The sequence below is a fragment of the Longivirga aurantiaca genome (assembly GCF_042660085.1).
GTDB lineage: Bacteria > Actinomycetota > Actinomycetes > S36-B12 > CAIYMF01 > Longivirga > Longivirga aurantiaca.
In genome coordinates, this window is sequence record NZ_JBHSTI010000008.1 from 421,609 (window position 1) to 446,632 (window position 25,024).

A 25,024-nucleotide genomic window follows, 5' to 3' on the forward strand; every position below is an offset into this window, starting at 1 on the left:
CCGCCGCACCGAGGAGCCCGCGACGCGACGTCGCGGGCTCCTCGCGTTCCCGCACGCGCGCCGACCTGCGGCGATACGGTGACGCCCGTCACATCGAGACCCGATTCCGGCCGAATCGTCACAGTCAGGTGCCGCGGGTATGTCGGAATGGTCCCGATCCGCCCCCCCGCGGTCACGATCCGGTCACGGGGGTGAGCGTGGCTTCATCCGTCCGTTGGGATGACATAGGTTTCCCGAGGTCCCGGGGTTGGGGGCGAGCCGGTGACCCCGGCAATCGTCCGTACGCCGATCTCGGGAACGACAGGTCTTCCCGGAACCAGACAGGAAGGCAACAGGTTCTCCATGACCGTGCCTCTCGACACCGAGCGCCGCGACGACGACGCGCCGGCGATCGCTGAAGCGACGCCCGAGATCGCCGGGCGCTCCCTCGGTGCCATCGCGTGGGGCCGTCTGCGCCAGGACAAGGTCGCCCTCGTGGGCGCCGGCATGATCATCTTCTTCATCCTGGTCGCCATCTTCGCGCCGCTGCTGTGCCGCATCTTCGACGTCGACCCGTTCTCGACCAATACCGACCAGCTCGACGACCTCGGATTCCCGAAGGGCCCGTGGGCCGGCGCCTCCTGGGAGCACCCGCTCGGCGTGGAGCCCCGACTCGGTCGCGACATCTTCGCCCGCATCGTCTACGGCGCCCGCTACTCGCTGATCATCGCGCTGCTCGCCACCGTGCTGACGGTCGTCCTCGGCGTCGTGTTCGGCATCCTCGCCGGCTTCCGCGGCGGGTGGCTCGACACGTTCATCAGCCGCGGCATGGACATCCTGCTCGCCTTCCCGGTGCTGCTCTTCTCGATCGGCGCCCTGGTGATCGTGAGCCTCACCGACTGGTACCGAGACAGCGTGCCGGCCCAGGTCGCCTTCCTGACCTTCGTGATCGGCTTCTTCGGCTGGCCGTACATCGGCCGCATCATCCGCGGCCAGGTGCTCTCGCTGCGGGAGAAGGAGTTCGTGGACGCCGCGCGCAGCATCGGCGCGCCGACCCGTCGCATCCTGTTCAAGGAGCTCCTGCCGAACCTGCTCCCGATCATCCTCGTCTACGCGACGCTGATCATCCCGACCAACATCCTGGCCGAGGCGGCGCTCTCGTTCCTGGGCGTCGGGCTCCAGCCGCCGACCCCCACCTGGGGCCAGATGCTGTCGAGCTCGGTGAGCTCGTTCCAGCTCGTGCCGTTCTACATGGCGGTCCCCGGCATGGCGATCTTCCTGTGCGTCCTCGCGTTCAACCTCTTCGGAGACGGGCTGCGCGACGCGTTCGACCCCAAGGGCACCCAGTGACCTTGATCCGGGCGGTCTGACCGCCCACCACATACTTTCCCGGCGGGAGGCCGGGGAGCCCGAGACCGTCATCCGACGGCCCCGGTGACCACCCTGAGGAGAAGGTGGATCTGTTCATGGCGAACACTCGACGCGCGACTGCGATCGCAGCTGTCGGCGCTGCCGCCGCGCTCGCCCTCGCAGCATGCGGTGGCGGCAGCGGCGGTGGCACCACGAGCGCCCCGGCCGCCAGCGGCTTCAACGCGGCTGCGACCGGCGTTGTCAACCCGTCCGATGTGACCGGTGGCACCCTGAAGATGGGCGCGACGTCCGACTGCGACTCGTACGACCCGGCTCGTACCTACTACGCGTACTGCTGGGACATCCAGCGGCTCTTCACGCGCTCGCTCATGGGCTTCGCGCCCCTGCCGGGCGCCGCGGGCACCGCTGTCGTCCCCGACCTCGCGACGGCCGCCGGTGAGGCGAACGCCGACAAGACCGAGTGGAAGTACACGCTCAAGGACGGCGTGAAGTGGGAGGACGGCAGCGCCATCACGTCGAAGGACGTGAAGTACGCGGTGCAGCGTCTCTTCGCGACCGACGTGATCAACGGTGGTCCGTCGTCGTACTTCACCAGCCTGCTCGACGACGGCACCTACAAGGGCCCCTACGCGGACCCGAACGGCGACCTCCCGTCGGTCACCACGCCTGACGACAAGACGATCATCTTCAAGCTCAACAAGCCCTTTGCGGACTTCAACTTCCTGATGGCGCTGCCCACGGCCGCTCCCGTCCCGGCGTCGAAGGACACCAAGGCCGACTACGGCAAGAAGCCGTTCTCGTCCGGCCCCTACAAGATCGACTCGTTCGAGGCCGGCAAGAGCACGACCTGGTCGCGCAACACCAACTGGGACAAGGCGACCGACGAGATCCGCAAGGCCCTCGTCGACAAGGTCGAGCTCACGATCATCGGTGACGCTGCCGACCTCGACAAGCGCCTGCTCGCCGGTGACCTCGACCTTCAGGCCGACGGTGGAATCCTCCCCGAGAGCCGCGCCCTCGTCCTCGCGGACGAGACCAAGAAGGCCAACGCCGACAACCCGGTGACCGGCTTCACCCGCTACATCGCAGTGATGCAGACGGTCGAGCCGCTCACCAACAAGGCGTGCCGCGAGGCGATCTTCTACGCCTTCAACAAGGCCGACTACCGCAAGGTCCGCGGCGGCGACACCGGTGGCGACCTCGCCAACACGATGACGCCCCCGCTCGTGCCGGGCTTCGACGAGACGTTCAACCCGTACCCCTCGGGTCCGGACGGCACGGGTGACCTCGAGCAGGCCAAGGCCAAGCTCGCGGAGTGCGGTCAGGCTGACGGCTTCTCGATCAACCTCGCGTACGTGAACCAGGGTCTCGGCCCGGACCTGTTCGCCTCGGTCCAGCAGAACCTCGGCCGCGTGGGCATCAAGGTCGGCGGCGCCGCGAACGACGGTTCGTCGTACTACTCGACGTGGATCGGCTCGCCGAAGAACGTCATCGACCAGAAGATCGGTATCGCGATCGCTGGTTGGGGCGCTGACTTCCCGACCGCCTACGGCTTCTGGCAGTCCATCGCCAACGGCAACGCGATCCTCGACGAGGGCAACTCGAACTACCCGTCGCTGAACGACCCCAAGGTCAACGACCTGCTCGACCAGTTGACCAAGGAGGGCGACAAGGCCAAGGCCGACGACCTCGCCAAGCAGCTCGACCAGCAGGTCATGGCGAACGCGGTGTACCTGCCGGTTCAGTTCGACAAGACCTTCTACTACCGCAACCCCCGCCTCACCAACATCTACCTCAACGGTGGCGTGGGTAACTACTACGACTACGTCAACGTCGGCACCGGCGGCAAGTGACGAAGTCCTAGCTAGCTGATCGCTCCACTTCAACACGCGGGTGTGGCCGGCGGGAGACAATCCCGTCGGCCACACCCTGCGGAGGGCACATGTTCCGGTACATCGTCCGACGGCTCCTCGGGGCCGTGGTCGTCGTGTTCATCGTCAGCCTCGTGACGTTCTTCCTGTTCCAGCTGGGACCGAAGATCACGGGCTCGAGCCCCGCGTACCTGTACGCGGGCAAGAACCCGACGCCGGAGATCATCGCCCAGATCGAGAAGGGCCTCGGTCTCGACCAGCCCCTGCTCGTGCAGTACGGCCAGTTCGTCAAGGGCATCGTGGTGGGCCGTGAGTACTCCGACGGCACCGTCGACGGCGTCCGCCCCTGCCCTGCCCCGTGCTTCGGCTACTCGTTCCGCTACCAGACCCCGGTCTGGGACCTGATCAAGGACCGCTTCCCCGTTACGGCGTCGTTGGCCGTCGGGGCCGCCATCCTCTGGCTGATCTTCGGCCTGTCGGTCGGCATCCTGTCCGCCCTGAAGAAGGGCACGATCACAGACAGGGTCGCGATGATCATCGCGCTCGCCGGCGTCTCGCTACCCGTCTACTTCACCGGGCTCGTGCTGCTGTACGTGTTCGTGTACGGCCCGATCCGGTTCCTGCCACCACCGTCGTACAAACCTCTCACCGAGGATCCGGTGGCGTGGCTGCAGTCGCTGATCCTGCCGTGGGTCGCCCTGGCGTTCCTGTACGCGGCGCTCTACGCCCGGCTCACGCGCGCCAACATGCTCGACACCATGTCCGAGGACTACATCCGGACCGCGGTGTCCAAGGGCCTGTCGCGCCGGAAGGTGATCAGCAAGCACGCGCTGCGTGCGGCGCTCACGCCCATCATCACGATCTTCGGCCTGGACCTCGGAGCACTGCTCGGTGGAGCGATCCTGACCGAGAAGGTGTTCAGCCTCCCAGGGCTGGGGTACCTGTCGATCGACGCGATCCAGAAACAGGATCTGCCCGTCATCATGGGTGTCACGATCGTCGCTGCGCTGTTCATCGTCGTCGCCAACATCGTCGTCGACGTCCTCTACGGCGTGGTCGACCCACGCGTGCGCCTGAGCTGACCAAGGAATCACCGTGACCCTCATTGCCGACTCCGCGGCCTCGGCCCCCTCGGGCCCCCCGAAGCACTTCCTCGAGGTCCGCGACCTGCGTGTCGCGTGGCCGACCGACGACGGCCTCGTCCGGTCGGTCGACGGCCTGTCGTTCTCGGTCGAGCGCGGCAAGACCCTCGGCATCGTGGGCGAGTCCGGCTCGGGCAAGTCCGTGACGTCCCAGGCCATCCTCGGCCTGCAGAAGGGCACCCGCGCCCAGGTGTCCGGCGAGATCTGGCTCGACGGCGAGGAGCTCGTCGCCAAGGACGCCGACGAGATGCGGTCGCTGCGCGGCAACAAGGTCGCGATGATCTTCCAGGACCCGCTCTCCTCGCTGCACCCGTTCTACCGGGTCGGCGAGCAGATCGTGGAGGCCTACCAAGTCCACAACAACGTCAGCAAGGACGTCGCGCGCAAGCGGGCGATCGAGATGCTCGACCGGGTGGGCATCCCCAACCCCGACCGGCGCGTCGACGACTACCCGCACCAGTTCTCCGGCGGCATGCGCCAGCGCGCGATGATCGCGATGGCGCTCGTGAACGACCCTCAGCTGCTCATCGCCGACGAGCCCACCACGGCGCTCGACGTGACGGTCCAGGCCCAGATCCTCGACCTCATGCGCGACCTGCAGAAGGAGTACAACTCCGCGATCATGATCATCACGCACGACCTCGGCGTCGTCGCCGAGATCGCCGATGACGTGGTCGTGATGTACGGCGGTCGCTGTGTCGAGCAGGGCTCGGTGCGCGACGTCTTCTACCGCCCGGAGATGCCGTACACGTGGGGCCTGCTCGGCTCGATGCCGCGCCTCGACCGCGACCGCAAGGGCCGCCTCGACCCGATCCCGGGCAACCCGCCGTCACTCATCAACCTGCCGAAGGGCTGCGTCTTCGCGCCCCGCTGCAAGCACCGCGACAAGGTCGCCGGCACCGCCTGCGCCACCGATCGCCCGGATCTGATCGAGACCGCACCCGGGCATGCCGTCCGCTGCCACATCGACGCCGAGGAGCGGCGCCGGACCTGGATCGAGGACATCAAGCCCTCGCTCTAGCCGCCCGTCCCGCTCCCACGCCGTACGAATGGAGACACCGTGACCGTCGCACCGAGCACCGAGTCGAGCCAGGCCCCCGGCCTGCGCGACGACGCCCTGCTCCAGGTCAGGGACCTCAAGAAGCACTTCCCGATCACCCAGGGCATCGTCTTCCAGCGCCAGGTGGGCGCCGTGCAGGCCGTCGACGGCATCACCTTCGACGTCGCCGAGCGCGAGACCCTGGGTGTCGTCGGCGAGTCCGGCTGCGGCAAGTCGACCGCCGGCCGCACGATCACCAAGCTGATCGAGCCGACGTCCGGGTCGATCGTGTTCAACGGCCACGACATCACGAACTACTCGGTGTCGCAGATGCGCAACATCCGCAGCGACGTCCAGATGATCTTCCAGGACCCGTACTCGTCGCTGAACCCGCGCCACACGATCGGCACCATCGTCGGTGCGCCGTTCCGGGTGCAGGGCACGGTCACCGACAAGGAGATCAAGCCCAAGGTCCAGGAGCTCCTCGAGCGCGTCGGCCTCAACCCCGAGCACTACAACCGCTACCCGCACGAGTTCTCCGGCGGCCAGCGCCAGCGCATCGGCGTCGCGCGGGCCATCGCCCTGCGCCCCAAGCTCATCGTCTGCGACGAGCCGGTCTCGGCGCTCGACGTGTCGATCCAGGCGCAGGTCGTCAACCTGCTCGAGGACCTGCAGACCGACTTCGGCATCGCCTACATCTTCGTGGCGCACGACCTCTCCGTGGTCCGGCACATCGCCGACCGCGTCGCGGTGATGTACCTCGGCAAGATCATGGAGCTTGCCGACCGCGACGTGCTCTACTCGACGCCGCTGCACCCGTACACCCACGCGCTCATGTCGGCCGTGCCGATCCCGGACCCCGACAACCAGAACCGGCGCGAGCGGATCCTGCTCACCGGCGACCTGCCGAGCCCGATCAACCCGCCCTCGGGCTGCGTGTTCCACACCCGCTGCTACAAGGCGCAGGAGCGCTGCAAGCTCGAGGTGCCGGAGTTCCGCGAGCTCTCCCCGGGGCACGCCATCGCGTGCCACTTCCCGGAGGCCAAGCCGGTGTTCGTGCACAGCGACGAGGTCATCCGCGGGCCGCAGCCCGACGAGGAGTCGGTCGCCCCCGTCGACGGGAACGACGACCTCGTGCACCGCGCGCACGAGACCGGCCGCACCAACATCCGCTAGTCACGACGAAGGGCCCCGACCAGATGGTCGGGGCCCTTCGTGCACCTCGGCTCAGTCGACGCCGAGGGAGCGCTTCAGGAAGTCGAGCTCGAGCAGCAGCTTGTTCTCGGCGACCTCCTCCTGCGGCGTCATGTGCGTGACGCCGGACAGCGGCAGCACCTGGTGCGGGCGACCCGCGACCGTGAGCGCCCCGGACAGCGCGAGCGTGTGGGCGACCACCACGTTGTCGTCGGTGAGCCCGTGGATGATCATGAGCGGCCTGGAGAGCCCGGGTGCGAGCGTCATCAGGCTGCCGGCGTCGTACGGCGCGGGGTCGACGGCCGGGTTGCCGAGGTAGCGCTCGCTGTACGTCGTGTCGTAGAGCCGCATGTCGGTCACGGGCGCACCGGCGACGGCGGCATGGAACACGTCCGGCCGCTTGAGCACTGCGAGCGCCGACAGGTAGCCGCCGAACGACCACCCGCGGATTCCGACGCGCGTGGTGTCGACGTCGTCAGGCCAGCAGGCGGCTACGGCCTCGAGCGCCGTCACCTGGTCTGCCAGGACGACGTCGGTGAGGTCGTGGTGCACGGCGCGGTCCCAGGCGGGACCGCGCCCCGGGGTGCCGCGGCCGTCGGCGACGACGACGCAGAAGCCCTGGTCGGCGAGCCACTGGTCCTCCCCGAACGACAGGCCGGACGCGAGCACCTCGGCGTGGTGCGGGCCGCCGTACGGGCTGAGGACCACCGGGAGCCGGCGGGAGCCGGGCTCGTGGTCGCTCGGCCACAGGACGGCGGTGACGATCGCGAGGTCGCCCGCGGCGATGACCTCGACCTTCGGGGTCACGGCCGGTACCTCGGCATGGGTCGTGACGGGGATCGCGCGGCCGCCCGAGCGCACCTCGTACGTGGTCGCGGTCGAGTCGAGCGTGCGGCCGACGAGGAGGTCGGTGCCGCCCGACGTGCGCCCGGCCCACCAGGCCTGGCCGTCGGCCACGACCGAGAGGGTGCCGTCCCACGCCACCTTCACGAGCGAGGACGAGAGCGGGTCGGGCGCGGTGGCCACCAGCACGCCGTCCGCGTCTACGTCGACGACCCCGCGCACCTGCACTCCTGCCGGCGTGAGCCAGCCATCACCGAGGTGCAGCCGGTAAGTGTCGCTGGCGCGGTCCGGGCGCAGCGTCAGGAGGCGGCCGTCCGGCGTCCAGCGGAACGCGCCGGGGGAGGCGTCGACCCACTGCTCGTCCGTGATCTCCGCGACGGTCCGCGTCTCCCCGGTCGCGACGTCGACGGCGAGCACGGCGAACGTCCGCTGGTCGCGCGTGGAGACGACCACGAGCGGGTCGCCGTACGACGTCCACGAGACGTCGACGAGGTACTCGAACGCGGCAGAGTCCCACCGGACGTCCGCGGACGACCCGTCGAGCCGCACGACGGCCAGCGACACGAGCGCGTTGGGCGTGCCTGCCGCGGGGTAGCGGTGCGGCCGCGGGCGCTGGTCGGGGTGCAGCGGGTCGGCGATCCACCACTCGTTCACCGGTGTCTCGTCGACGCGCTCGACCAGCACGGCGTCGGACGAGGGCGACCACCAGAAGCCGCGCGAGCGGTCGAGCTCCTCGGCTGCGGCGAAGTCGGCGAGGCCGCAGGTCTCGAGGGCGTGCGCCGGCTCGGCGAGAGCACGGTCGTCGGACCCGTCGGAGCGCACGAGCCGCAGCGACCGACCGGATACGTAGGCGACGTGCGCGCCGTCGGGCGACAGCCTCGGGTCGATCACCGGGCCGGGCACGTCGAGGGCGTGGATGTCGCCGTCGTCGAGCGATCCGCCGTACAGGCCGCCGGACAGCGCGAAGACCGCGTGCGTGACGGCGTCGTCGGTCGAGTAGCCGACGATGCCGGCGTTGCCCTCGCGCATCCGCTCGCGGCGCGCACGCTCCTCCACCGACAGCTCCTCGGCCCCCGAGTGCAGCATGGTCGGGTCGGCAGCCAGCCGCTCGACGCCGCTCTCGACGTCGAGCACCCAGAGCCTGCCGACGACGTCGGTGCCGGACGCCGAGCGCACGAACACGACGCGGCGGCCGTCGGGGGACAGGGTGAACAGGCGCGGCGCCCCGGCGCTGAAGCGGTGGGTGCGGGCGCTGTGCCGGGGGAACGACGACGTTGTCATGGCGGGAGTCTTTCACCGCCGACGCGTGCGCACCGACGGGGTTAGGCTCACCTCTCGTGACCTCTCCCGCAGCTGACCACCGCATGCTCCTCGTGCACGCTCACCCCGACGACGAGACGATCGGCACCGGCGCCACGATGGCGAAGTACGTCGACGCCGGCGCCCACGTCGCCCTCGTCACATGCACCCTCGGCGAGGAGGGCGAGATTCTTCTCGAGGAGCACGCGCACCGAGCCGCCGACCGCGACGACAGCCTCGGCGAGCACCGCAGGATCGAGCTCGCCGACGCCATGACGGCGCTCGGGGTGACCGACCACCGGCAGCTCGGTGGCGACGGCAGGTACCGCGACTCCGGGATGATGGGTCTTCCGGACAACGACGACCCCACGTGCTTCTGGCAGGCCGACCTGCTCACCGCGGCGTCGGACCTCGTCGCGGTGATCCGCGAGGTGCGCCCGCAGGTGCTCGTCACGTACGACGACTTCGGTGGCTACGGCCACCCCGACCACATCCAGGCGCACCGCGTCGCGATGTACGGCGCGATGCTCGCCGCAGCGCCGTCGTTCCGGCCGGACCTCGGCGAGGCCTGGGACATCGCGAAGATCTACTGGACGGCGTTCCCGAAGTCGATCGTGCGCGCAGGCATCGAGGCGCTGCGGGCTTCGGGCGAGACCACCGGCTTCGCGGCCATGGACCCCGACGACATGCCCTTCGCGTGCGACGACGCCCTCGTCACGACCACGATCGACGCCGAGGACTGGCTCGACCGGAAGATGGCGGCGATGGCTGCCCACGCCACCCAGATCAGCCTCGAGGACGGCTTCTTCGCGCTCTCGAACAACCTGGGCTCGCGCGCGTTCGGCCGGGAGTACTTCCGCCTCGTGAAGGGCCAGACGGGCCCGCTCGACGAGTCCGGCCACGAGACCGACCTGTTCGCCGGCATCTAGGCCGGCGAGGCGTCGGACGGGGGAGCGATGCGGGTCGGACCGTGGATGGCGGTGCCGCTGGGTGCGCTGCTGCTGGCCGCCTGCGGCACGTCGGGATCGCCGACCCCCACGTTCACCCCCGGCGATCCCCTTCCGGAGTCGAAGTTCGTGCCCGGCCCGAACGCCTCGTACATGGGCCTGGTCCTCACCGGCGAGCTCGTGCTCGGGCCTGACGGCTGCCTCCGTCTGGATCCCGTGCCGGCGAGCATGGCCAGCGGCGTCACCGACATCCTCTGGCCGGTCGGCACGACCCTCCGCATGCTCCCGTCCGGCCAGGGCGAGGTCGTCTGGCCCGACGGCACCGTCGTCGCGACCACGGGGGAGCAGTTCAGCGCCTCGGGCGGCTTCACCTCGCACAGGGCCGAGCCGCCGTGCATCGGCGACGGCGGTGCCTTCCAGCTCGAGGCGGTCCTGGAGCCCTAGCAGCACGCGCCGTCCGACCGCCCCGTTGCGCGATCCGAGAACTCGCGCACACGCTGCGTAGTGCTTCGGCCGTCCGGGGTACTCCACCCGGGTGAGTACGACGCCCGGCGTGCAGCGGATCGGGCCCTCGTCGCTCACGATGGGTGCACGCCCCCGGCACCGGGGGCGGTGACAGACAGGGGTCGTGCAGATGGCACAGCGGCGGACCGACTCGGCGGCCATGCTCAACGAGGCCGGAACGGGGAGCTTGGCTGCCCGCGACGGCGACGTGGGGGAGTCCCGGGAGCGCTCGCGCCGTCGACGCCTCTGGGGCCTGTTCGCCCTGCTGCTGCTGCCCGCCGCCTACCTGTGGAGCCGGATCTCCGCCGGCGACCCCTTCGACATCCTCTCGATCACCCTGCCGCAGATCGACGCGATGGTGCTCATCCCGGCCCTCTTCTTCATCACGCTCATCGCGATCCTCGTGGGCTCGACCGTCGGTGCCGGCCGCTCCCCGCACGTCACCTACCGCCCCGAGCAGATCGACACGCGCCTCGACGACGTCATCGGCATCGACGGCGTGAAGGAGGACGTGGTCCGCTCTCTCAACCTGTTCCTCGCGCACAAGGCGTTCGCGAGCGAGATGGGCGGCACCCCGCGCCGCGGCCTGCTCTTCGAGGGCCAGCCCGGCACCGGCAAGACCTACCTGGCCAAGGCCATGGCCCGCGAGGCCGGCGTCCCCTTCCTCTTCGTGTCTGCGACGTCCTTCCAGTCGATGTACTACGGCGCCACCGCGCGCAAGATCCGCTCGTACTTCAAGGCGCTGCGCAAGGCCGCTCGCCAGGAGGGCGGGGCGATCGGCTTCATCGAGGAGATCGACGCCATCGCCATGGCCCGCGGCGGCCTGTCCATGACGCCGATGCCCATGACGCGCTCGAACGCGGCCCTGTGCTGCGGCGGACTCGACGGGCTCCCCGGCCAGTACGCCGGCGCCGCGCAGTCGCTCTCGGTCGTCTCCGCCGCCGCCGGCGGCGGTGGCGCTGTCGTCCGCAACGCCTCGATGACGAGCGAGGGCGTGGGCGGCGTCGTCAACGAGCTGCTCGTGCAGATGCAGTCCTTCGACGACCCGACCGGCTTCCAGAAGCTGCAGTCGTGGCTCGTCGACAAGGTCAACCTCTTCCTCCCGGCGAACCGTCAGATGAAGCGGCCCGTGCCGCCCGTCACCAACGTGCTCGTCATCGCGGCGACCAACCGGGCCGACAACCTCGACCCCGCGCTGCTGCGCCCGGGCCGCTTCGACCGCCGCCTCTCGTTCGAGGCGCCGGGCAAGGCCGGCCGGCGCGAGCTCATCGACTTCTTCCTCTCGCGCAAGTCGCACGTGGCCGAGCTCGACACCGAGGAGGTGCGCGACAGCCTCGCCTCGGTGACCCAGGGCTACACCCCGGTCATGATCGAGCACCTCTTCGACGAGGGTCTCGTCAACGCGCTGCGCCGCGGCGAGCAGGCGATGAACCGCCAGGACGTCGAGCGCGCCCGCCTCGTCGAGGAGGTGGGCATGGGCCAGCCCGTGGCCTACACCGAGCACGAGCAGCGCCTCATCGCCACGCACGAGGCCGGCCACGCCGTCGCCGCCTGGCTCACCGCGCCTCAGCGCCGCCTCGAGGTGCTGACGATCATCAAGCGCAAGGACGCCCTGGGCATGCTGGCCCACGGCGACGCCGAGGACGTGTTCACGCGCTCGCGCTCGGAGATGACCGCGCTGATCCAGATCGCGATGGGCGGGCAGGCCGCCGAGGAGCTGTTCTTCGACGACGTCAGCACCGGGCCGTCGGGCGACCTGCTCTACGCCACCAACGTGGCGGCCCAGATGATCGGTGCGGCCGGCATGACCGACACGCTCATCTCGTACGCCGCCATCCAGGGCTCCGCGCTGAGCGACTCCAACCTGGTGGGCAAGGTGCTGCAGGACGCCGAGGGCCGCGCCCGCGTCGAGAAGCTGCTGCAGGACCAGAAGGCGTACACCCGCGCGCTGCTGAACGAGAACCGGCACCTGGTCGAGGCGCTCCGCGACGCTCTGGTCGAGCGGCACGAGCTGATCGGCCGCGAGATCACCGACATCCTCGAGCAGGCCAACGCTGCGCGGGCCGAGTCCGTCGTCGACGTCCGGACCGGTGCGGCGCGACCGGAGGCCGCGGTTACGCTCGAGGGGTGAGCCACTCTCGGGAGAACGCCAGCACGATCGTGCTGATGGGCTTCCTCGGGGTGCTGCTCGGTCTCGTCGGGTCGGTCGTGTCGGCCGCACGCGTGCAGGTCGGGTCCGTGACCGTGCCGTGGGGCGCCCTCCTGGCTGCCCTCACGCTCGCCGTGGCCGTCCGCGCCGTCGTCTGGTCGAGCCGCACGCGGCTCCAGGGCGCTGTGCTCCTCGGAGGCTGGGTCGTGGCCACCAGCGTCGTGCTCCTCGTCTCGCCCGGCGGCGACGTCCTGCTGCCCGGCGTCCCGCGCAGCTACGTGTACCTCGGCAGCGCCTTCGTCCTCGGGCTGGCGGCGCTGGTCTGGCGCCTCCCGGAGGGCCACGGCGACCTCATCGAGAGCGAGGCCGCCCTGGTGCCGGGCGACAGTGGCGCTGTCCTGCCCTCCGGAGACCTGCCCGAGCCTTCAGGGGAGGGCCCGGACGTCCGATGACGGACGTGTGAGCCTTCATCCGCCCGGCGGGTCGCCGACCTGGTTCGACGACGACGTCGAGGACCTCGACGCGGTTGCGACGCTCGAGCACGTACTGGTCAGGCTCGGTGCCGGCCGCTACGCCGTCGCCGCCCGGCACGTGGTGGAGGTCGTGCCCGTCCCCGGGCTCACGCGGGTTCCCGCTGCCCCCTCCTGGCTCCTCGGGGTCGCCAACTGGCGCGGTCACGTGCTCCCTGTCGCCGACCTGCGCCCGCTCCTCGGGGTGGCGCCCACGCCTCTCGCCTCGAGCGCCCGTGTCGTGGTCATCCGGTCCGACGACGTCGAGGTGGGGTTCGTGGCCGACCAGGTGCTCGGGCTGCTCGACGTGCCCGAGGACCACGACCCGGCCCCCGTCACGCTGGCGGCCGAAGCCTCGGACCTCGTGGTCGGCCTTGCGGACGACGGCTCGGTGACGGGCCCGGTCGCTCTCCTGGACGCCTCCGCCGTGCTCGGGCTCGCCCGCGCGCACCCATCTCGACCCCGTTGACCCCTTCAGGTGACGCCGTGGGTGCCGACACACACGTAGGGACCCGTGGGGGGTCTCGCGCGGCGTAGTGCGGGAGCAGTCGTGGAGTTCAGCAAGCGCATCGCGGTGATCGCGGGCGTCGCCACCTGGGGGTGCGTCGTCCTCGGTCTGGTCGCGGCCTACCTGACGCTGCAGTTCGTGCCCGGGGCACCGGTCGACCTGGTGCAGACCTGGGCCTGGACGGCGTTCGGAGCGGCCCTCGCCGGCCTCACGTCGTACCTCGCCTGGCGCGCGCACCGGTCAGGTGCCGTCCTCGAGCAGTCCCTCAAGGTCGGCCGTGTCCTGCTGGTCGCGAACGTCGTCTACATCACCGGCCTGGCCTGTGCGAGCGGCGGCCTGCTCGGGTCGGCCTCGGTCCTCCTGGCCGTCAACGTGCTGTTCGCCTCGTTGCTGTTCTCGCGCTGGACCCTGCCCCTCTTCGCGCTCCTCCTCTCGGCGAGCATCGCCGTCACCGGCACGATCACCGGCACCTGGACCGGGTCGGCGCTGCCGCTCGGCCTCATCGCGCTCGTGGCGCTGCCGGCGATGACCCTCATCGGAGGCCAGCTCATCGAGGCCGTCCTCGCCTTCGGCAGCAAGTCCTCGCGCGAGCGCAGCGAGCTCTCGGCCCGTGTCGACGCGCTGACCTCGCAGCTCGAGCGCGCTGCGGCCGGCGACCTGTCCGCGCGCATCGACGTCGCCGCGATGGCCGACGTCGACGACTCCGAGGTCGACACCGTCGCGGTGCTCTCGACGTCGGTCAACGAGGCGCTCGAGAACCTCGCCACACTGGTCGAGCAGGTGCGCAGCGGCGGCGAGCAGATCGCCGCGAGCGCCACCGAGCTGCTCGCGAACGCCGAGGAGCACGCCGCCAGCGCCACCCAGCAGTCGTCGGCCGTGGCCGAGACCACCTCGACCATCGAGGAGCTCGCCGCCACAGCCGCCCAGATCGCCGAGACGGCCGAGGCCGTCGCCCGCTACGCCGCCGAGACGCTCCGGCACGCCGAGCAGGGCCGGCAGGCCGTCGCGGCCTCGGTGCACTCGATGGACCAGATCGCCGACCGCGTGGACTCGATCGCGACGCGGGCCCTGTCGCTCGGCGAGAAGAGCCAGGAGATCGGCCGCATCCTCGAGGTGATCGACGACCTCGCCGACCAGACCAACCTGCTCGCGCTCAACGCCGCCATCGAGGCGGCACGGGCGGGCGAGCACGGCCGTGGCTTCGCGGTCGTGGCGACCGAGGTGCGCAAGCTCGCCGAGCGCTCGCAGGAGTCAGCCGGCCAGATCCAGGCGATCGTCGCGCAGATCCAGACCGAGACCCACGCGACCATCCTCGCGACCGAGGACGGCAGCAAGGAGGTCCACGCCGGCGCCGAGCTCGCTCGCGATGTCGTCGAGGCCCTCGAGCGCATCTCGGGCATGGTCGACGAGACCACGACCGCGGCCAAGGAGATCTCGATCGCGACCCAGCAGCAGCGCTCGGCGTCCGACCAGGTCGTGGCCGCGATGACCCAGGTGTCGGACGTGTCGCGTCAGTACGCCGTCGGCTCCAAGCAGTCCGCCGCAGCGGCGGCCCAGCTCACGATGCTGTCGGCTGAGCTGCGCGAGTCGATCCAGCGCTTCCGGGTGGCGTGAGGCTCACCCATGGCCTGGTCCGACAACCCGGAGCTCGCGGCGAGCTTCCGTCACGAGGCGGCGGAGCGCTCCGCGTCGCTGCGTGACGGGCTGCTCGCGCTCGAGGGCTCCGCGCAGCCGCGCCAGGCGGCGACCGCGCTCATGCGCGACGCCCACACCCTCAAGGGTTCCGCGACGATGTTCGGCGCCGCCGAGGTCGTCGAGCTCGCCCACCGCGCCGAGGACCTCCTCGCCCGTGTGCGCGACGGCCGGGTGGCCGTGCGCCGCGATGTCATCGACCTGCTGCTGCTCGCGACCGAGCTGCTGTCCCGCTGGCGCCCGGGCGAGGAGTGGGCCGTGCCCGCCGACGTCCGCGCCGACACGCTCGTCTCGCTCGACGCCGCCATCTCGGGCCGGGAGTCGGTCGAGGTGCCGCGGCTGCCCGCCGAGCCGTCGCCCGTCGCGGCCGAGGCTCCCGACGCCGCAGCGGAGGAGCTGCCGTCGGCGCACGCAGGCGGTCGCCTCGGCGACCAGGTGAGGGTGCCGACCCGCCGCGTCCACGGGCTGCTCGACGTCGTCGGGGAGGCCGAGCTCGACGTGCGCCGGGTCGAGCGCCATACCCGCGAGCTGAGCGACCTCCTGTCCGAGCACCAGGTGCTGGTGAAGCAGCTGCGCGCCGCCCTGCTCGCGGGCGGCTCGGTCGGCGAGCTCGGCGACCGCGTCACCGCGATGGTGGGGGTCGGCGACCGCCTGCACGCCACCACCCGCGACCTGCGCTCCCGGACCGAGGACGCCGGCAACCGCCTCGCCCGCGTCCGCGACGGCGCGATGGGTCTCGCGATGGTGCCGGTACGCCGCGTGGCCGCCGCCTTCCCCGCGCTCGTCCGCGAGGTGGCGGGTGCCTCCGGCAAGGATGTCGAGCTGGTGCTCGACGGGGCGGACGTCGAGCTCGACGTCCGCGTGCTCGACGGCGTCGCCGACGCCCTGCGCCACCTCGTGACCAACGCCGTCGACCACGGGTGCGAGACGCCCGACGGCCGTGCCGCCGCCGGCAAGCCGCGACGGGCCATCGTCACCCTGGCCGCCCGCACGGCGGGCTCCTCCGCCGTGGTCGAGGTGGCCGACGACGGCGCCGGTGTCGACGACGACCTGCTCCGCGAGATCGCGGTCCGCCGCGGCTACCTTCCCGAGGGCACCACGGCGTCGGGGTCGGTGCTGCACCAGGTGCTGTTCGAACCCGGCTTCTCCACGCGCGAGGACGTCACGACCACGTCCGGCCGCGGCGTCGGCCTCGACGTGGTGCGCTCCGCGGTGCAGGAGCTCGGCGGCACGATCGAGGTCGTCAGCACGCTCGGCCTCGGCACCCGGTTCATCCTCACGCTCCCCGTCACCCTCGGTGTGGCCCGCTGCCTGCTCGTCCGCTGCGGCACCGAGCGGTACGCCGTCCCCCTCGCCGGAGTGGTCGAGACCCTGTCGCTCGGCGACGTGGCCGTGCACGACGTGGCCGGCTCGCTCGTGATCTCGCGCGAGGACTCGGGCGCGACGATGCCGCTCGCCGACCTCGGCGAGGTGCTCGGCGTCGTGGGGGCCCGATCGCCGCGCGCGGTCGTCGTCGCCCGTCTGACCGGTGAGTCGGTCGCGTGGGCGGTCGACGAGGTGGAGTCCGAGCGCGAGGTCGTCGTGAAGAGCCTCGGCGACTTCCTGGGCCGGGTCCCGGGAGCGGCCGGCGCCACGATCGACGACGACGGCTCGGTGCTCCTGCTCGTCGACCTCCGCGAGCTGGCGCTGCGCTGGACCGGCTCTGCCTCGCTCGGCGCCGGCGTGCCCGAGCCGCTCGCCACCGAGACCTCCGGCGCCGCACCGCGCGAGCGCGACACCGCCGAGGGCCAGGGCCGGGCCCGGGTGCTCGTCGTCGAGGACTCCCTCGGCGTGCGCGAGCTCCAGCGGTCGATCCTCGAGGGCGCCGGGTACGACGTCGTCACGGCGGTCGACGGCCTCGACGGCGCGGCTCGGCTGCAGGGCGGACCGGTCGACCTCGTGCTCTCGGACGTCGAGATGCCGGGCATGGACGGCTTCACCCTCACGCGCACCATCCGCAAGACCCGCGGCTGGGAGAACGTCCCCGTCGTGATCATGACCTCGCGCGGCGACGACGCCGACAAGCGCGCCGGGCTCGACGCCGGCGCGGACGCCTACCTGCTGAAGCGGGAGTTCGACCAGCGCGCGCTGGTCGACACCGTGCGTCGGCTCGTGGGCCGGTGAGACCCATGACGGGTGCAGAGGCAAGGACAGAGGCGCGTGCGGCAGGGACCGCACGCCTCCGGAGCGCGACGACGGAAGAGGCGACGACATGACGTACGGGAAGCCCACGGCAGTGGTGGCGGACGACAGCCCCACCCTGCGTCGGATCGTGACCGGCGTGCTGCAGGACGCCGGCTTCGAGGTCGTCCTTGCCGAGGACGGCGTCGAGGCGGTGCAGGCGGTCTTCCGCACGATGCCCGACGTCGTGATCCTCGACGTCCAGATGCCGCGCGTGTCCGGCTACGTGGCCGCGCGGGTGCTGAAGGACGACTGGCAGACGGCGGACCTGCCCGTGCTCTTCCTCACCTCCCTGAACGCCGCGAGCGACCGCTACTGGGGCGCTCGCGCGGGTGCCGAGCGGTTCCTCACCAAGGACTTCGAGGCGCCCGAGCTGGTCGAGGCCGTCCGTGGCGCGATCCTGACCGCGGAGCGGGCCCGGGGCGGGCGGCAGTCGATCAAGGCCGACCCGCTCGAGCTGACCGACGACGACGTGCTGGCGCGGGTCTGCGACCTGTTGGACCGCAAGCTGTTCGAGGCGTCGGTGACGCAGGACGTCACGACCATCGCGGCCGACGTGCACGGGTTCGAGGAGACCGTGGCCGCCGTGCTGTCGGCGATGGAGGCGATCGTCGACTGCGACCTCGCCGCCGTGCTGCTGCTCGACCCGCACCGCGAGGCCCCGGACGCGACGTACGTGTCGGTGGCACGTGAGGTGACCGACCAGCAGTACCTCGAGATGCTCGAGGCGATCGCCGGTGCGGCCGAGCAGGCGACCGGTGTGCCGACCGCCGCGCACGAGCTGCTGCCGATGATCGCCGACCCGCACGGCCGTCTCGGCGCCGCGGACGCGGACACCGTCGAGAACCCCGGTCTCGCGACGTTCCTGTCGATGCCGCTGCGTGCGGGCGGGCGGCTGCTCGGTGTGCTGGCCCTGTCGAGCTCGTCGCCGAACGCCTTCGGGGAGTCGGCGCTCACCACGCTGCGCCTCGTCGCGCCGCCTGCGGCCGTCGTGATCGACCACGCCCGCCTGTCCGGCGTACGGGTCTAGTCCGCCTCCCGCCGGGCTTCGACCCGCCCACAGGGTTAGGGTCGCCTTATGGGCGCTGCGGAGATCGGGATGGGAGCCGTCCGCGCGGCGGAGTTCCGCACGGTCATGAGCCGGTTCGCCACCGGTGTCACCGTGGTGACCTGCGTGCAGGAGGGGTTCGACCACGCGATGACGGCGAACGCGTTCGCCTCGGTGTCGCTCGACCCCGCGCTCGTGCTGGTCTGCGTGGAGGACGACTCCCGGTTCCACGAGGCCGTGCTCCATGCCGGGGCGTGGAACGTGAACGTGCTCGAGGAGGGCCAGCGCGGGCGCGCCTCCTGGTTCGCCACCAGCGGCCGGCCCCTCGTGGGGCAGTTCGACACGACCCCCACCCGGCGCTCCGCCGAGACGGGTGCGCTGCTCCTCGACGGCTGCCTCGCCACGCTCGAGTGCGTGACCGAGTCGGTGCACCGTGCCGGCGACCACGACATCCTCATCGGCCGAGTGCTGGGCATGGAGCTCGCCCGGCCCGAGGGGCGGCCGCTGCTCTACTTCGCGAGCTCCTACGGCACGCTCGGTGATCCCGCCGCGCGATGAGGCCTCCCGAGGCGCTCGTCCGCGTGCGCAGGGTGACGACCCGGTGACTCCGTACCGCAGTCCGGACGGAACCGTCCCGCTGGGCGGCGCGTCGCACGTAACGGACGACCGAGCACACCCTCCGAGCCTTTACCCTGGTACCACCCCGTCGCGTCCCCCGCGACCCTCCCGGACGCCGCGGTCCGCGGCTCGGTCGAGGTCGGGACGACGACGCCGACCCTCCTGGACTCACCTGTGACTGCCACGCCCGACACCACCTCGCCCGACCAGACCGCGCCGGACCCTGCGTCCCGCGGCTGGCAGCGACCCCTGTTGTGGGTGGGTATCGCGGTGCTGCTGCTCGGGGCGTTCTACGCCGCCCTGGTCGCCTCCAGCGGCGACGGCCTGCCCCGTGGGGCGAAGGTCCTCGGTGTGGACGTCGGCGGCCTCTCCGAGGCCGAGGCGGCCGCGAAGCTCGACGCCGAGCTCGGGCCGGCGGCGACCGACCCCGTCAACGCCACCATCGGCGAGGACTCGGTCAGCATCGTGCCCGCGGACGCCGGCCTCAGCTTCGACGCCGAGGCCACGGTCGACGGCTACGCCGGCCGTATCTGGAACCCCGTCACGCTGATCCTGCAGTTCACCGGCGGCCCGACGCTGGCGCCGGTCATCGGTGTCGACCAGGCCGCGCTCGAGGCCACGGTGAAGCAGCTCGCGATCGACAGCGACACCGCGCCGGTCGAGCCGAGCATCGAGGTGCGCGGGTCCGACGCCGTCCTCATCAACGGCATCAACGGCCGTGCGATGGACCAGCCGGCGGCCGTCCAGGCGCTGGCATCGGCGTACCTCGTGTCGACCCAGACCGTCGACCTCCCCGAGATCGAGACCACCCCGTCGGTGCCCCAGGACAAGGCCGACGCGGCGCTGGTCGTCGCGAAGGCTGCGATCTCCGGGCCCGTGACCGTGAAGGCCGGCAAGGTGACGGCGGACATCCCCGCCGAGGCGATCGGCCGCGCCCTCGCATTCACCCCGGAGAACGGCGAGCTGGTCGGCTCGCTCGACGGCGCGATCCTGCGCACCTCGATCGAGGACGACCTCGCGCCGGTCGAGAAGCCCGGCCGTGACGCCACCTGGGATGTCTCGAGCGGCAAGCCCGTCATCGTGCCGTCCAAGGTCGGCAGGGGCATCAACCCGGACGACCTCGCGGTCGCGGTCGCCGGTGTCATGGGCCAGACCTCCGCCGCAGCCCGCGTCGTGACGCCGGAGCTCGGGACGATCCAGCCGAAGCTCACCACCGAGCAGGCCGAGAAGCTCGGTGTGGTGGAGAAGCTGGGCTCGTTCACGCAGAACTTCCCGTACGCCGCCTACCGCGTGCAGAACATCGGCACCGCCGCCCGTTACATCAACGGGACCCTGCTCAAGCCCGGCGAGGTGTTCTCCCTGAACAAGATCATCAAGGAGCGCACGGTCGCCAACGGCTACACCAAGGGCTTCGTGATCGGCCCGGGCGGCGTGTTCAAGGAGGACCAGGGCGGCGGCGTCTCGGCGTCGGCCACCACGGCCTGGTCCGCGGCGTTCTACTCCGGTCTCGAGCGCGTCTACACCCAGGCGCACTCGATCTGGATCCCGCGCTACCGCGCGGGCCTCGAGGCCACGGTGGCCTGGGGCGCGTTCGATATGAAGTTCAGGAACGACACCAAGAACGGCGTCTTCATCACGACCGTGATGACGAACACCTCGATGACCATGACCCTCTGGGGCACCAAGGTCTACGACGACATCCGGGCCGTCTCGAGCGCGAAGCGCAACACCGTGCCGTTCGACACGCTGTACGACCCGTCGCCGACCTGCAACGCGCAGGGCGGCCAGGTCGGCTTCACGATCGACGTGTTCCGGGTCTTCATCAAGGACGGCAAGGAGGTCAAGCGGGAGAAGATCACCACCCGCTACCGCCCCTCGCCGACGGTCATCTGCGGCACCGACCCCAAGGACGAGCCGACCCCGTCGCCCTCGCCCTCGGGATCGAGCACGAAGTCCCCCTCGCCCAAGCCGTCGTCCACCAAGTCCCCGTCGCCGTCAGCGACCTGACGCCGCACCGCCCCTCCTCCGGGTGAGCGGGCTCCTGAGCGTCCCAGCGTCGCGCGCGCCTCGGAGGTGCCGACGTCGCGCGCTCAACGGTGACGCCAGGTATGCGCTCGCAGGCTCTTGCGTCATTGTCGTGCGCGGAGCGTGACCGTCCAGGAGACTGCGCAGACGGCTCGTGGGGGGATCCCCGGCCCCGTACACCGGAGGACTACGTGCCGCTCGCCTTCTCGCCGTCCTGGGACGGTTCGTTCGCACGACGCACCGGCGCCGTTGCTGCTGCCGGCCTGGCGCTCGCCACCCTGCCCGTGCTGGGAGCGGATGCCGCCACCGTGAACGAAGGCAGCCGCGATACGTCCTTCAGCAGCGACGCTGTGGCGGAGATCCCGCGGAGCTCGATCTCGTCCGCCGAGTTCGGCTCCGATGTGGACGTGCAGGCGGACGGTCGGGCGGTGGTGGTGGGGTCGGCGAGCACCACCAGCGGCCAGCGCGGCGTGGTGTACCGGCTGACGACCTCGGGCGCTCGCGACACGACGTTCTCCGGCGACGGGCGACTGCTCGTGTCGGCCGCTGGCGCGGCCCTCAACCTGACGGCCGTCGCGGTGATGGCTGATGGACGGATCGTCGTCGCGGGTCAGACGGTCGACGCCGACTCGGCGTTCGTGGTCGTGCGGTTGACCACCGACGGGGGGCTCGACAAGACGTTCGACACCGATGGCGTGGCCATCTTCAACCCGACGGCCCCAGGATCGGACGCGCCGATCGGTGTGGCGGTGCGTGCCGACGGGAGGGTGCTCGTCGCTGGCCGGACCCCGACCGGCGCGATCCTCGTGCGGTTCTCGAGCGCGGGCGTGCTCGACACCGGCTTCGCCAACGGGTTCACCTACGAGACCGTCACCAACCTCACCAACCCGCTCGGGATGACGGTCGACCCCTCGGGGCGCGCCGTGATCGTGGGCTCCGTCGGCACCCCCGCGGCCAACCAGGACGCGTCGATCGCTCGGTTCACCGCCGAGGGCGTGCTCGACACCACCTTCGACGTCGACGGCACCAGGGTCCTCGTCGCGTCCGTCGGTGCCGCCGACTCACTGTTCGGTGTGGGCATCGATCCGTTCGGCCGGATCGTCGCGGGTGGACGGGCCAGCATCGGAGGCGTGCGGCGCGTGCTGGGCGTGCGCCTCCTGGACTCGGGGGCCAACGACCCGTCCTGGGCAGGCGGCGCATTCGCCACGCCGGAGCTGCCTGTCGGCGCGGGCGCGCCTCCCATTGACGCGTTGGTCCAGTCCGTCGCCCTGACGCGCGACGGGCGGCCGCTGCTCTCGATCGAGGACGGCGGCCTCCGCGCGCTCGTCGTCCGCTTGACGTCCGCAGGCGCCCTCGACACGACCTTCGGGCAGACCGGTACAGACGGTCTCGCGTCCGCCTCCTTCCCGAACCCCGGGGGAGGCGTCCAGCCGCTGCTGGTCGAGGGGATGGATGTCGGGCGCGACGGTCGGATCACCGTCGCAGGAACGATCGACTACGCGGGGGCGGCAGGCACGCGGATGATGGCGGCCCGTCTGCTGGGTGACCGCACGCCGCCGTCCGCGGCGGCCATGGTGGCCGTGCCGACCATCAGCGTGCTGGGCACGCGGACCATCGGCTGGACCGCAGGTGACGACAACACCGGCGTGGCGTCGTACGACGTGCTCTACAGCGCGGCCACGGCGACGTCGGGTTCATTCGGTGCGCTCACCACCTGGAAGTCGCGGACGCCGTCGAAGACGGGCTCGTTCACCGGCGCGCCGGGGGTCACTTATTGCTTCAGGGCACGCGCGTACGACCGCGCAGCCAACGAGGGCGCCGCAGGTGGTCGCAGCTGCTTGGCGTTCCCGGTCGACGACCGCGCACTGACGCGTAGCGGCTCGTGGTCCGCCAGCACCAGCAGCGCCGACTACCGCGGCACCACCCTGCGCTCCACGACGCTCGGCTCGTCGCTCAGCCTCGCGGGGGCCGACTACCGCCGCCTGGCCCTGGTGGCCACCACCTGCGCCGCGTGTGGCTCGGTGAAGGTCTACCGCGGGAGCACGCTGCTCACGACGATCTCGTTGGTCTCGGCCACGACCAAGCACCGCGTGGTCATCCCCATCTCGGGCTCCTCGACGATCCGCTCGGGGACGATCACGGTGCGCCAGGCGTCGAGCGGCAAGGCCGTCATCATCGACGGACTCGTCGTCGCACTCCTCTGAGCCGGCTGCCGCTCGGGCGGCCATCGCAGGCCGGTCGGTGCCGCGCCTCCTTGCCCAGCGGGGCCCATGACTACGTCAGGGTGGCGTGGAAGCGCAGGCGGACGTAGTCGGCGGACCAGCCGTCCGGGGTGAGCAGGCCGAGCGTGCGGGCGTGGCCGTCGACGGCTGCCTCGAACTCGGCCCGGCGCTCGGCAGGGACGTCCTGCACGAGGCGTGCGCCGAACATCGCGGCCCAGCCGGCCGTGGTGACGCCGTCGGCGAGCGGTGTCGGTCGGTCGATCAGCGCGATGCTGCGCACGGTGAAGCCGTGGCGCTCGAGGCGCGCGGCCTGGTCGCCGGGCGAGGGGAAGGTCCAGCTGCTCGGCAGGTCCGGATCGAGGCCGACCGCGGCGCGCCCGGCGCGGATCGCCTCGGTCGTGCGCGCGACGTTCCTGAGGCCGCCCATCTCGACCGCGAGCCGCCCGCCGGGGCGCAGCACCTGCGCGATGCCGTCGATGACGTCGTCCTGGCGCGGCATCCAGTGCAGCGCCGCGTTCGACAGCACCGCGTCGAACGCCCCGCCCGAGGCCGCACGCAGCGCGTCGGAGTCCTGGGCGTCGACCTGCGCGAACCGCACCTCGGGATGCTCGGCCCGGGCGATCTCGAGCATCGCGGCGTCGCTGTCGACGCCCACCACGTCCGCTCCGAGGGCCGCGAGGGCCGCGGCCTGATGCCCTGTGCCGCACCCGATGTCGAGGATCCGCTCACCGGGCTGCGCGGCGAGGACGTCGAGGAGCACGTCGCCGTACGCCGTCACGAACGAGAAGTCGGAGTCGTACGCCGTCGCGTCCCACTGCTGCGCTGCCATGGAGCGATCCTGGCGCAGCGTCCGTCATTCGGGACAGATCGTTTCGAATGCTGAGACGAATCGGGACGCGACCCGGCGTCGGATGCCGCCTCAGTTGAGGCGGGCGCGGGCCTGGCGGGCGACGCGTCGGGCGTGCTCGGCCTCGAGCGGCATCGGGCCCTCGACGGTCTCGGCGTAGTCCTCGAGGACGCGCGACGCCTCGGCGTACCGGCCGACGCTGATGAGCGCCTCGCCGTGCTCGCGGCGCAGACCGAGGTCGTGGCGGGGGAGCAGCAGCGCGAGCTCGACCGCCCACAGCCGGTGCCAGGCGCGCTCGGGCGTGGTCGCCCAGGCGCGGATGTTGGTGAGGACACGGTCGAGGGTGTCGATGGGGTCGTGGGGCCGCAGGTGCTCGGGCTTCAGCGACCGGCCGGTGCGCTCGGCGATCGACCGCGCGGTGTCGTACGGCAGGAGCCGCCCGCCGGCGAACGGGTCGACGAGCACGCGGTTGCCGTCGGGGTCGCCGACGCCGACGACGAAGTGGCCGGGGAGCCCCACGCCGTACGCCGGGACGTCGACCCGACGGGCGACCTCGGTCCAGACGCTCGACAGCAGGATCGGCAGCCCGCGCCGGTGCCGCAGCACGTCGGTGAGCAGGCTCGACTCGAGCCGCGCGTAGTCGGCCGACTCGCCGGAGAAGCCTCCGAGGGCCGCGCGCAGGCGCTGGTCGTCACGGCCGTCGTCGGGCACGCTCTCGGCGAGCGAGTCGAGATCGGCGACGCCGTGGGCCAGCAGCGCCTCGAGCGTCTCGCCGGACACGTCGTCGGGCAGCGCCTCGGCCGAGATGAGCAGCAGCGCCAGGTCGAGGCGCACGTCGGCCGGGTCACCCGCAGCACCGCCGAGCCGGACGACGTCGGCGAAGCGCTCGCGCGAGGCAGCACTCATGTGCCGATCGTGACCCACGCCGCCCGGATCGGCACGTCACGGCCCCCGGCGTGTCCCACCCCGCACGCCGAGACTGATCGATCCGTTGCTT

19 protein-coding genes are annotated in these 25,024 nt (G+C 71.4%); 16 read left to right on the forward strand and 3 right to left on the reverse strand.

What is annotated here, in order from left to right:
* Window positions 1-342: 342 nt before the first annotated feature.
* The 5 genes from ACFQGU_RS05940 to ACFQGU_RS05960 all read left to right on the forward strand — a co-directional run bounded on the left by ACFQGU_RS05940 (window position 343) and on the right by ACFQGU_RS05960 (window position 6,578).
* Window positions 343-1,329 carry an ABC transporter permease gene (locus tag ACFQGU_RS05940; RefSeq protein WP_386764677.1) on the forward strand — a complete coding sequence of 329 codons (987 nt, stop codon included), beginning with the start codon at window positions 343-345 and terminating at the stop codon, window positions 1,327-1,329.
* A 116-nt stretch (window positions 1,330-1,445) separates the two neighbouring features.
* Window positions 1,446-3,203, forward strand: a complete 1,758-nt coding sequence (locus ACFQGU_RS05945) for an ABC transporter substrate-binding protein (RefSeq protein ID WP_386764679.1) — start codon at window positions 1,446-1,448, stop codon at window positions 3,201-3,203.
* Window positions 3,204-3,292: 89 nt separating this feature from the next.
* Window positions 3,293-4,303, forward strand: coding sequence for an ABC transporter permease (locus tag ACFQGU_RS05950; RefSeq protein WP_386764681.1), 1,011 nt, complete (start codon window positions 3,293-3,295; stop codon window positions 4,301-4,303).
* Between the two features lie 13 nt (window positions 4,304-4,316).
* The gene (locus tag ACFQGU_RS05955) at window positions 4,317-5,384 is read left to right on the forward strand and encodes an ABC transporter ATP-binding protein (protein ID WP_386764683.1); all 1,068 of its coding nucleotides are present in this window, start codon (window positions 4,317-4,319) and stop codon (window positions 5,382-5,384) included.
* 39 nt (window positions 5,385-5,423) lie between these two features.
* A complete protein-coding gene (locus ACFQGU_RS05960) occupies window positions 5,424-6,578 on the forward strand; it encodes an ABC transporter ATP-binding protein (RefSeq protein WP_386764685.1) in 1,155 nt (384 codons plus the stop codon).
* A 51-nt stretch (window positions 6,579-6,629) separates the two neighbouring features.
* On the opposite strand, the gene ACFQGU_RS05965 is transcribed toward ACFQGU_RS05960, so the two are convergent.
* The gene (locus ACFQGU_RS05965; RefSeq protein WP_386764687.1) at window positions 6,630-8,720 is read right to left on the reverse strand and encodes a S9 family peptidase; all 2,091 of its coding nucleotides are present in this window, start codon (window positions 8,718-8,720) and stop codon (window positions 6,630-6,632) included.
* A gap of 83 nt (window positions 8,721-8,803) precedes the next feature.
* On the opposite strand from ACFQGU_RS05965, the gene mshB reads away from it, so the two are divergent.
* From mshB to ACFQGU_RS06020, 11 genes are all read left to right on the forward strand, one after another.
* Window positions 8,804-9,667: an N-acetyl-1-D-myo-inositol-2-amino-2-deoxy-alpha-D-glucopyranoside deacetylase gene (mshB, locus tag ACFQGU_RS05970; protein ID WP_386768176.1), complete on the forward strand. Its 864-nt coding sequence runs from the start codon at window positions 8,804-8,806 to the stop codon at window positions 9,665-9,667.
* A 27-nt stretch (window positions 9,668-9,694) separates the two neighbouring features.
* Window positions 9,695-10,129, forward strand: coding sequence for a hypothetical protein (locus ACFQGU_RS05975; protein WP_386764689.1), 435 nt, complete (start codon window positions 9,695-9,697; stop codon window positions 10,127-10,129).
* 190 nt (window positions 10,130-10,319) lie between these two features.
* Entirely contained in the window at window positions 10,320-12,320 is a 2,001-nt protein-coding gene (locus tag ACFQGU_RS05980; protein ID WP_386764691.1) for an AAA family ATPase, read from the forward strand.
* Window positions 12,317-12,790 (forward strand): hypothetical protein, encoded by a 474-nt coding sequence (locus ACFQGU_RS05985; protein WP_386764693.1) that lies wholly within the window; start codon window positions 12,317-12,319, stop codon window positions 12,788-12,790. Before ACFQGU_RS05980 ends, ACFQGU_RS05985 begins: the two co-directional genes overlap by 4 nt.
* A gap of 7 nt (window positions 12,791-12,797) precedes the next feature.
* Window positions 12,798-13,316, forward strand: coding sequence for a chemotaxis protein CheW (locus ACFQGU_RS05990; protein WP_386764695.1), 519 nt, complete (start codon window positions 12,798-12,800; stop codon window positions 13,314-13,316).
* Window positions 13,317-13,397: 81 nt separating this feature from the next.
* Window positions 13,398-14,969 carry a methyl-accepting chemotaxis protein gene (locus tag ACFQGU_RS05995; RefSeq protein ID WP_386764697.1) on the forward strand — a complete coding sequence of 524 codons (1,572 nt, stop codon included), beginning with the start codon at window positions 13,398-13,400 and terminating at the stop codon, window positions 14,967-14,969.
* Window positions 14,970-14,978: 9 nt separating this feature from the next.
* Window positions 14,979-17,210 (forward strand): hybrid sensor histidine kinase/response regulator, encoded by a 2,232-nt coding sequence (locus ACFQGU_RS06000; RefSeq protein WP_386764699.1) that lies wholly within the window; start codon window positions 14,979-14,981, stop codon window positions 17,208-17,210.
* An 88-nt stretch (window positions 17,211-17,298) separates the two neighbouring features.
* Window positions 17,299-18,297, forward strand: coding sequence for a response regulator (locus tag ACFQGU_RS06005; protein WP_386764701.1), 999 nt, complete (start codon window positions 17,299-17,301; stop codon window positions 18,295-18,297).
* Window positions 18,298-18,345: 48 nt separating this feature from the next.
* Entirely contained in the window at window positions 18,346-18,873 is a 528-nt protein-coding gene (locus ACFQGU_RS06010) for a flavin reductase family protein (RefSeq protein WP_386764703.1), read from the forward strand.
* 234 nt (window positions 18,874-19,107) lie between these two features.
* On the forward strand, window positions 19,108-20,940 hold the full coding sequence (locus tag ACFQGU_RS06015; protein WP_386764705.1) for a VanW family protein: 1,833 nt from the start codon (window positions 19,108-19,110) through the stop codon (window positions 20,938-20,940).
* Window positions 20,941-21,149: 209 nt separating this feature from the next.
* Window positions 21,150-23,162 (forward strand): hypothetical protein, encoded by a 2,013-nt coding sequence (locus ACFQGU_RS06020; protein ID WP_386764707.1) that lies wholly within the window; start codon window positions 21,150-21,152, stop codon window positions 23,160-23,162.
* Between the two features lie 70 nt (window positions 23,163-23,232).
* Here ACFQGU_RS06020 and ACFQGU_RS06025 read toward each other — a convergent pair whose 3' ends face one another.
* Both ACFQGU_RS06025 and ACFQGU_RS06030 read right to left on the reverse strand, forming a co-directional pair.
* Complete coding sequence (locus ACFQGU_RS06025) at window positions 23,233-24,009, reverse strand: class I SAM-dependent methyltransferase (RefSeq protein WP_386764709.1); 777 nt, start codon at window positions 24,007-24,009, stop codon at window positions 23,233-23,235.
* 90 nt (window positions 24,010-24,099) lie between these two features.
* On the reverse strand, window positions 24,100-24,933 hold the full coding sequence (locus ACFQGU_RS06030; RefSeq protein ID WP_386764711.1) for a transglutaminase family protein: 834 nt from the start codon (window positions 24,931-24,933) through the stop codon (window positions 24,100-24,102).
* Between the last annotated feature and the right edge of the window lie 91 nt (window positions 24,934-25,024).

What these genes read in the sequence shown, in the direction of transcription:
- ACFQGU_RS05940 (WP_386764677.1), top strand. Translation starts at nt 343, where the DNA reads ATGACCGTGCCTCTCGACACCGAGCGCCGCGACGACGACGCGCCGGCG.
- ACFQGU_RS05945 (WP_386764679.1), top strand. Translation starts at nt 1,446, where the DNA reads ATGGCGAACACTCGACGCGCGACTGCGATCGCAGCTGTCGGCGCTGCC.
- ACFQGU_RS05950 (WP_386764681.1), top strand. Translation starts at nt 3,293, where the DNA reads ATGTTCCGGTACATCGTCCGACGGCTCCTCGGGGCCGTGGTCGTCGTG.
- ACFQGU_RS05965 (WP_386764687.1), bottom strand. Translation starts at nt 8,720, where the DNA reads ATGACAACGTCGTCGTTCCCCCGGCACAGCGCCCGCACCCACCGCTTC.
- mshB (WP_386768176.1), top strand. Translation starts at nt 8,804, where the DNA reads ATGCTCCTCGTGCACGCTCACCCCGACGACGAGACGATCGGCACCGGC.
- ACFQGU_RS05975 (WP_386764689.1), top strand. Translation starts at nt 9,695, where the DNA reads ATGCGGGTCGGACCGTGGATGGCGGTGCCGCTGGGTGCGCTGCTGCTG.
- ACFQGU_RS05980 (WP_386764691.1), top strand. Translation starts at nt 10,320, where the DNA reads ATGGCACAGCGGCGGACCGACTCGGCGGCCATGCTCAACGAGGCCGGA.
- ACFQGU_RS06000 (WP_386764699.1), top strand. Translation starts at nt 14,979, where the DNA reads ATGGCCTGGTCCGACAACCCGGAGCTCGCGGCGAGCTTCCGTCACGAG.
- ACFQGU_RS06005 (WP_386764701.1), top strand. Translation starts at nt 17,299, where the DNA reads ATGACGTACGGGAAGCCCACGGCAGTGGTGGCGGACGACAGCCCCACC.
- ACFQGU_RS06010 (WP_386764703.1), top strand. Translation starts at nt 18,346, where the DNA reads ATGGGCGCTGCGGAGATCGGGATGGGAGCCGTCCGCGCGGCGGAGTTC.
- ACFQGU_RS06025 (WP_386764709.1), bottom strand. Translation starts at nt 24,009, where the DNA reads ATGGCAGCGCAGCAGTGGGACGCGACGGCGTACGACTCCGACTTCTCG.
- ACFQGU_RS06030 (WP_386764711.1), bottom strand. Translation starts at nt 24,933, where the DNA reads ATGAGTGCTGCCTCGCGCGAGCGCTTCGCCGACGTCGTCCGGCTCGGC.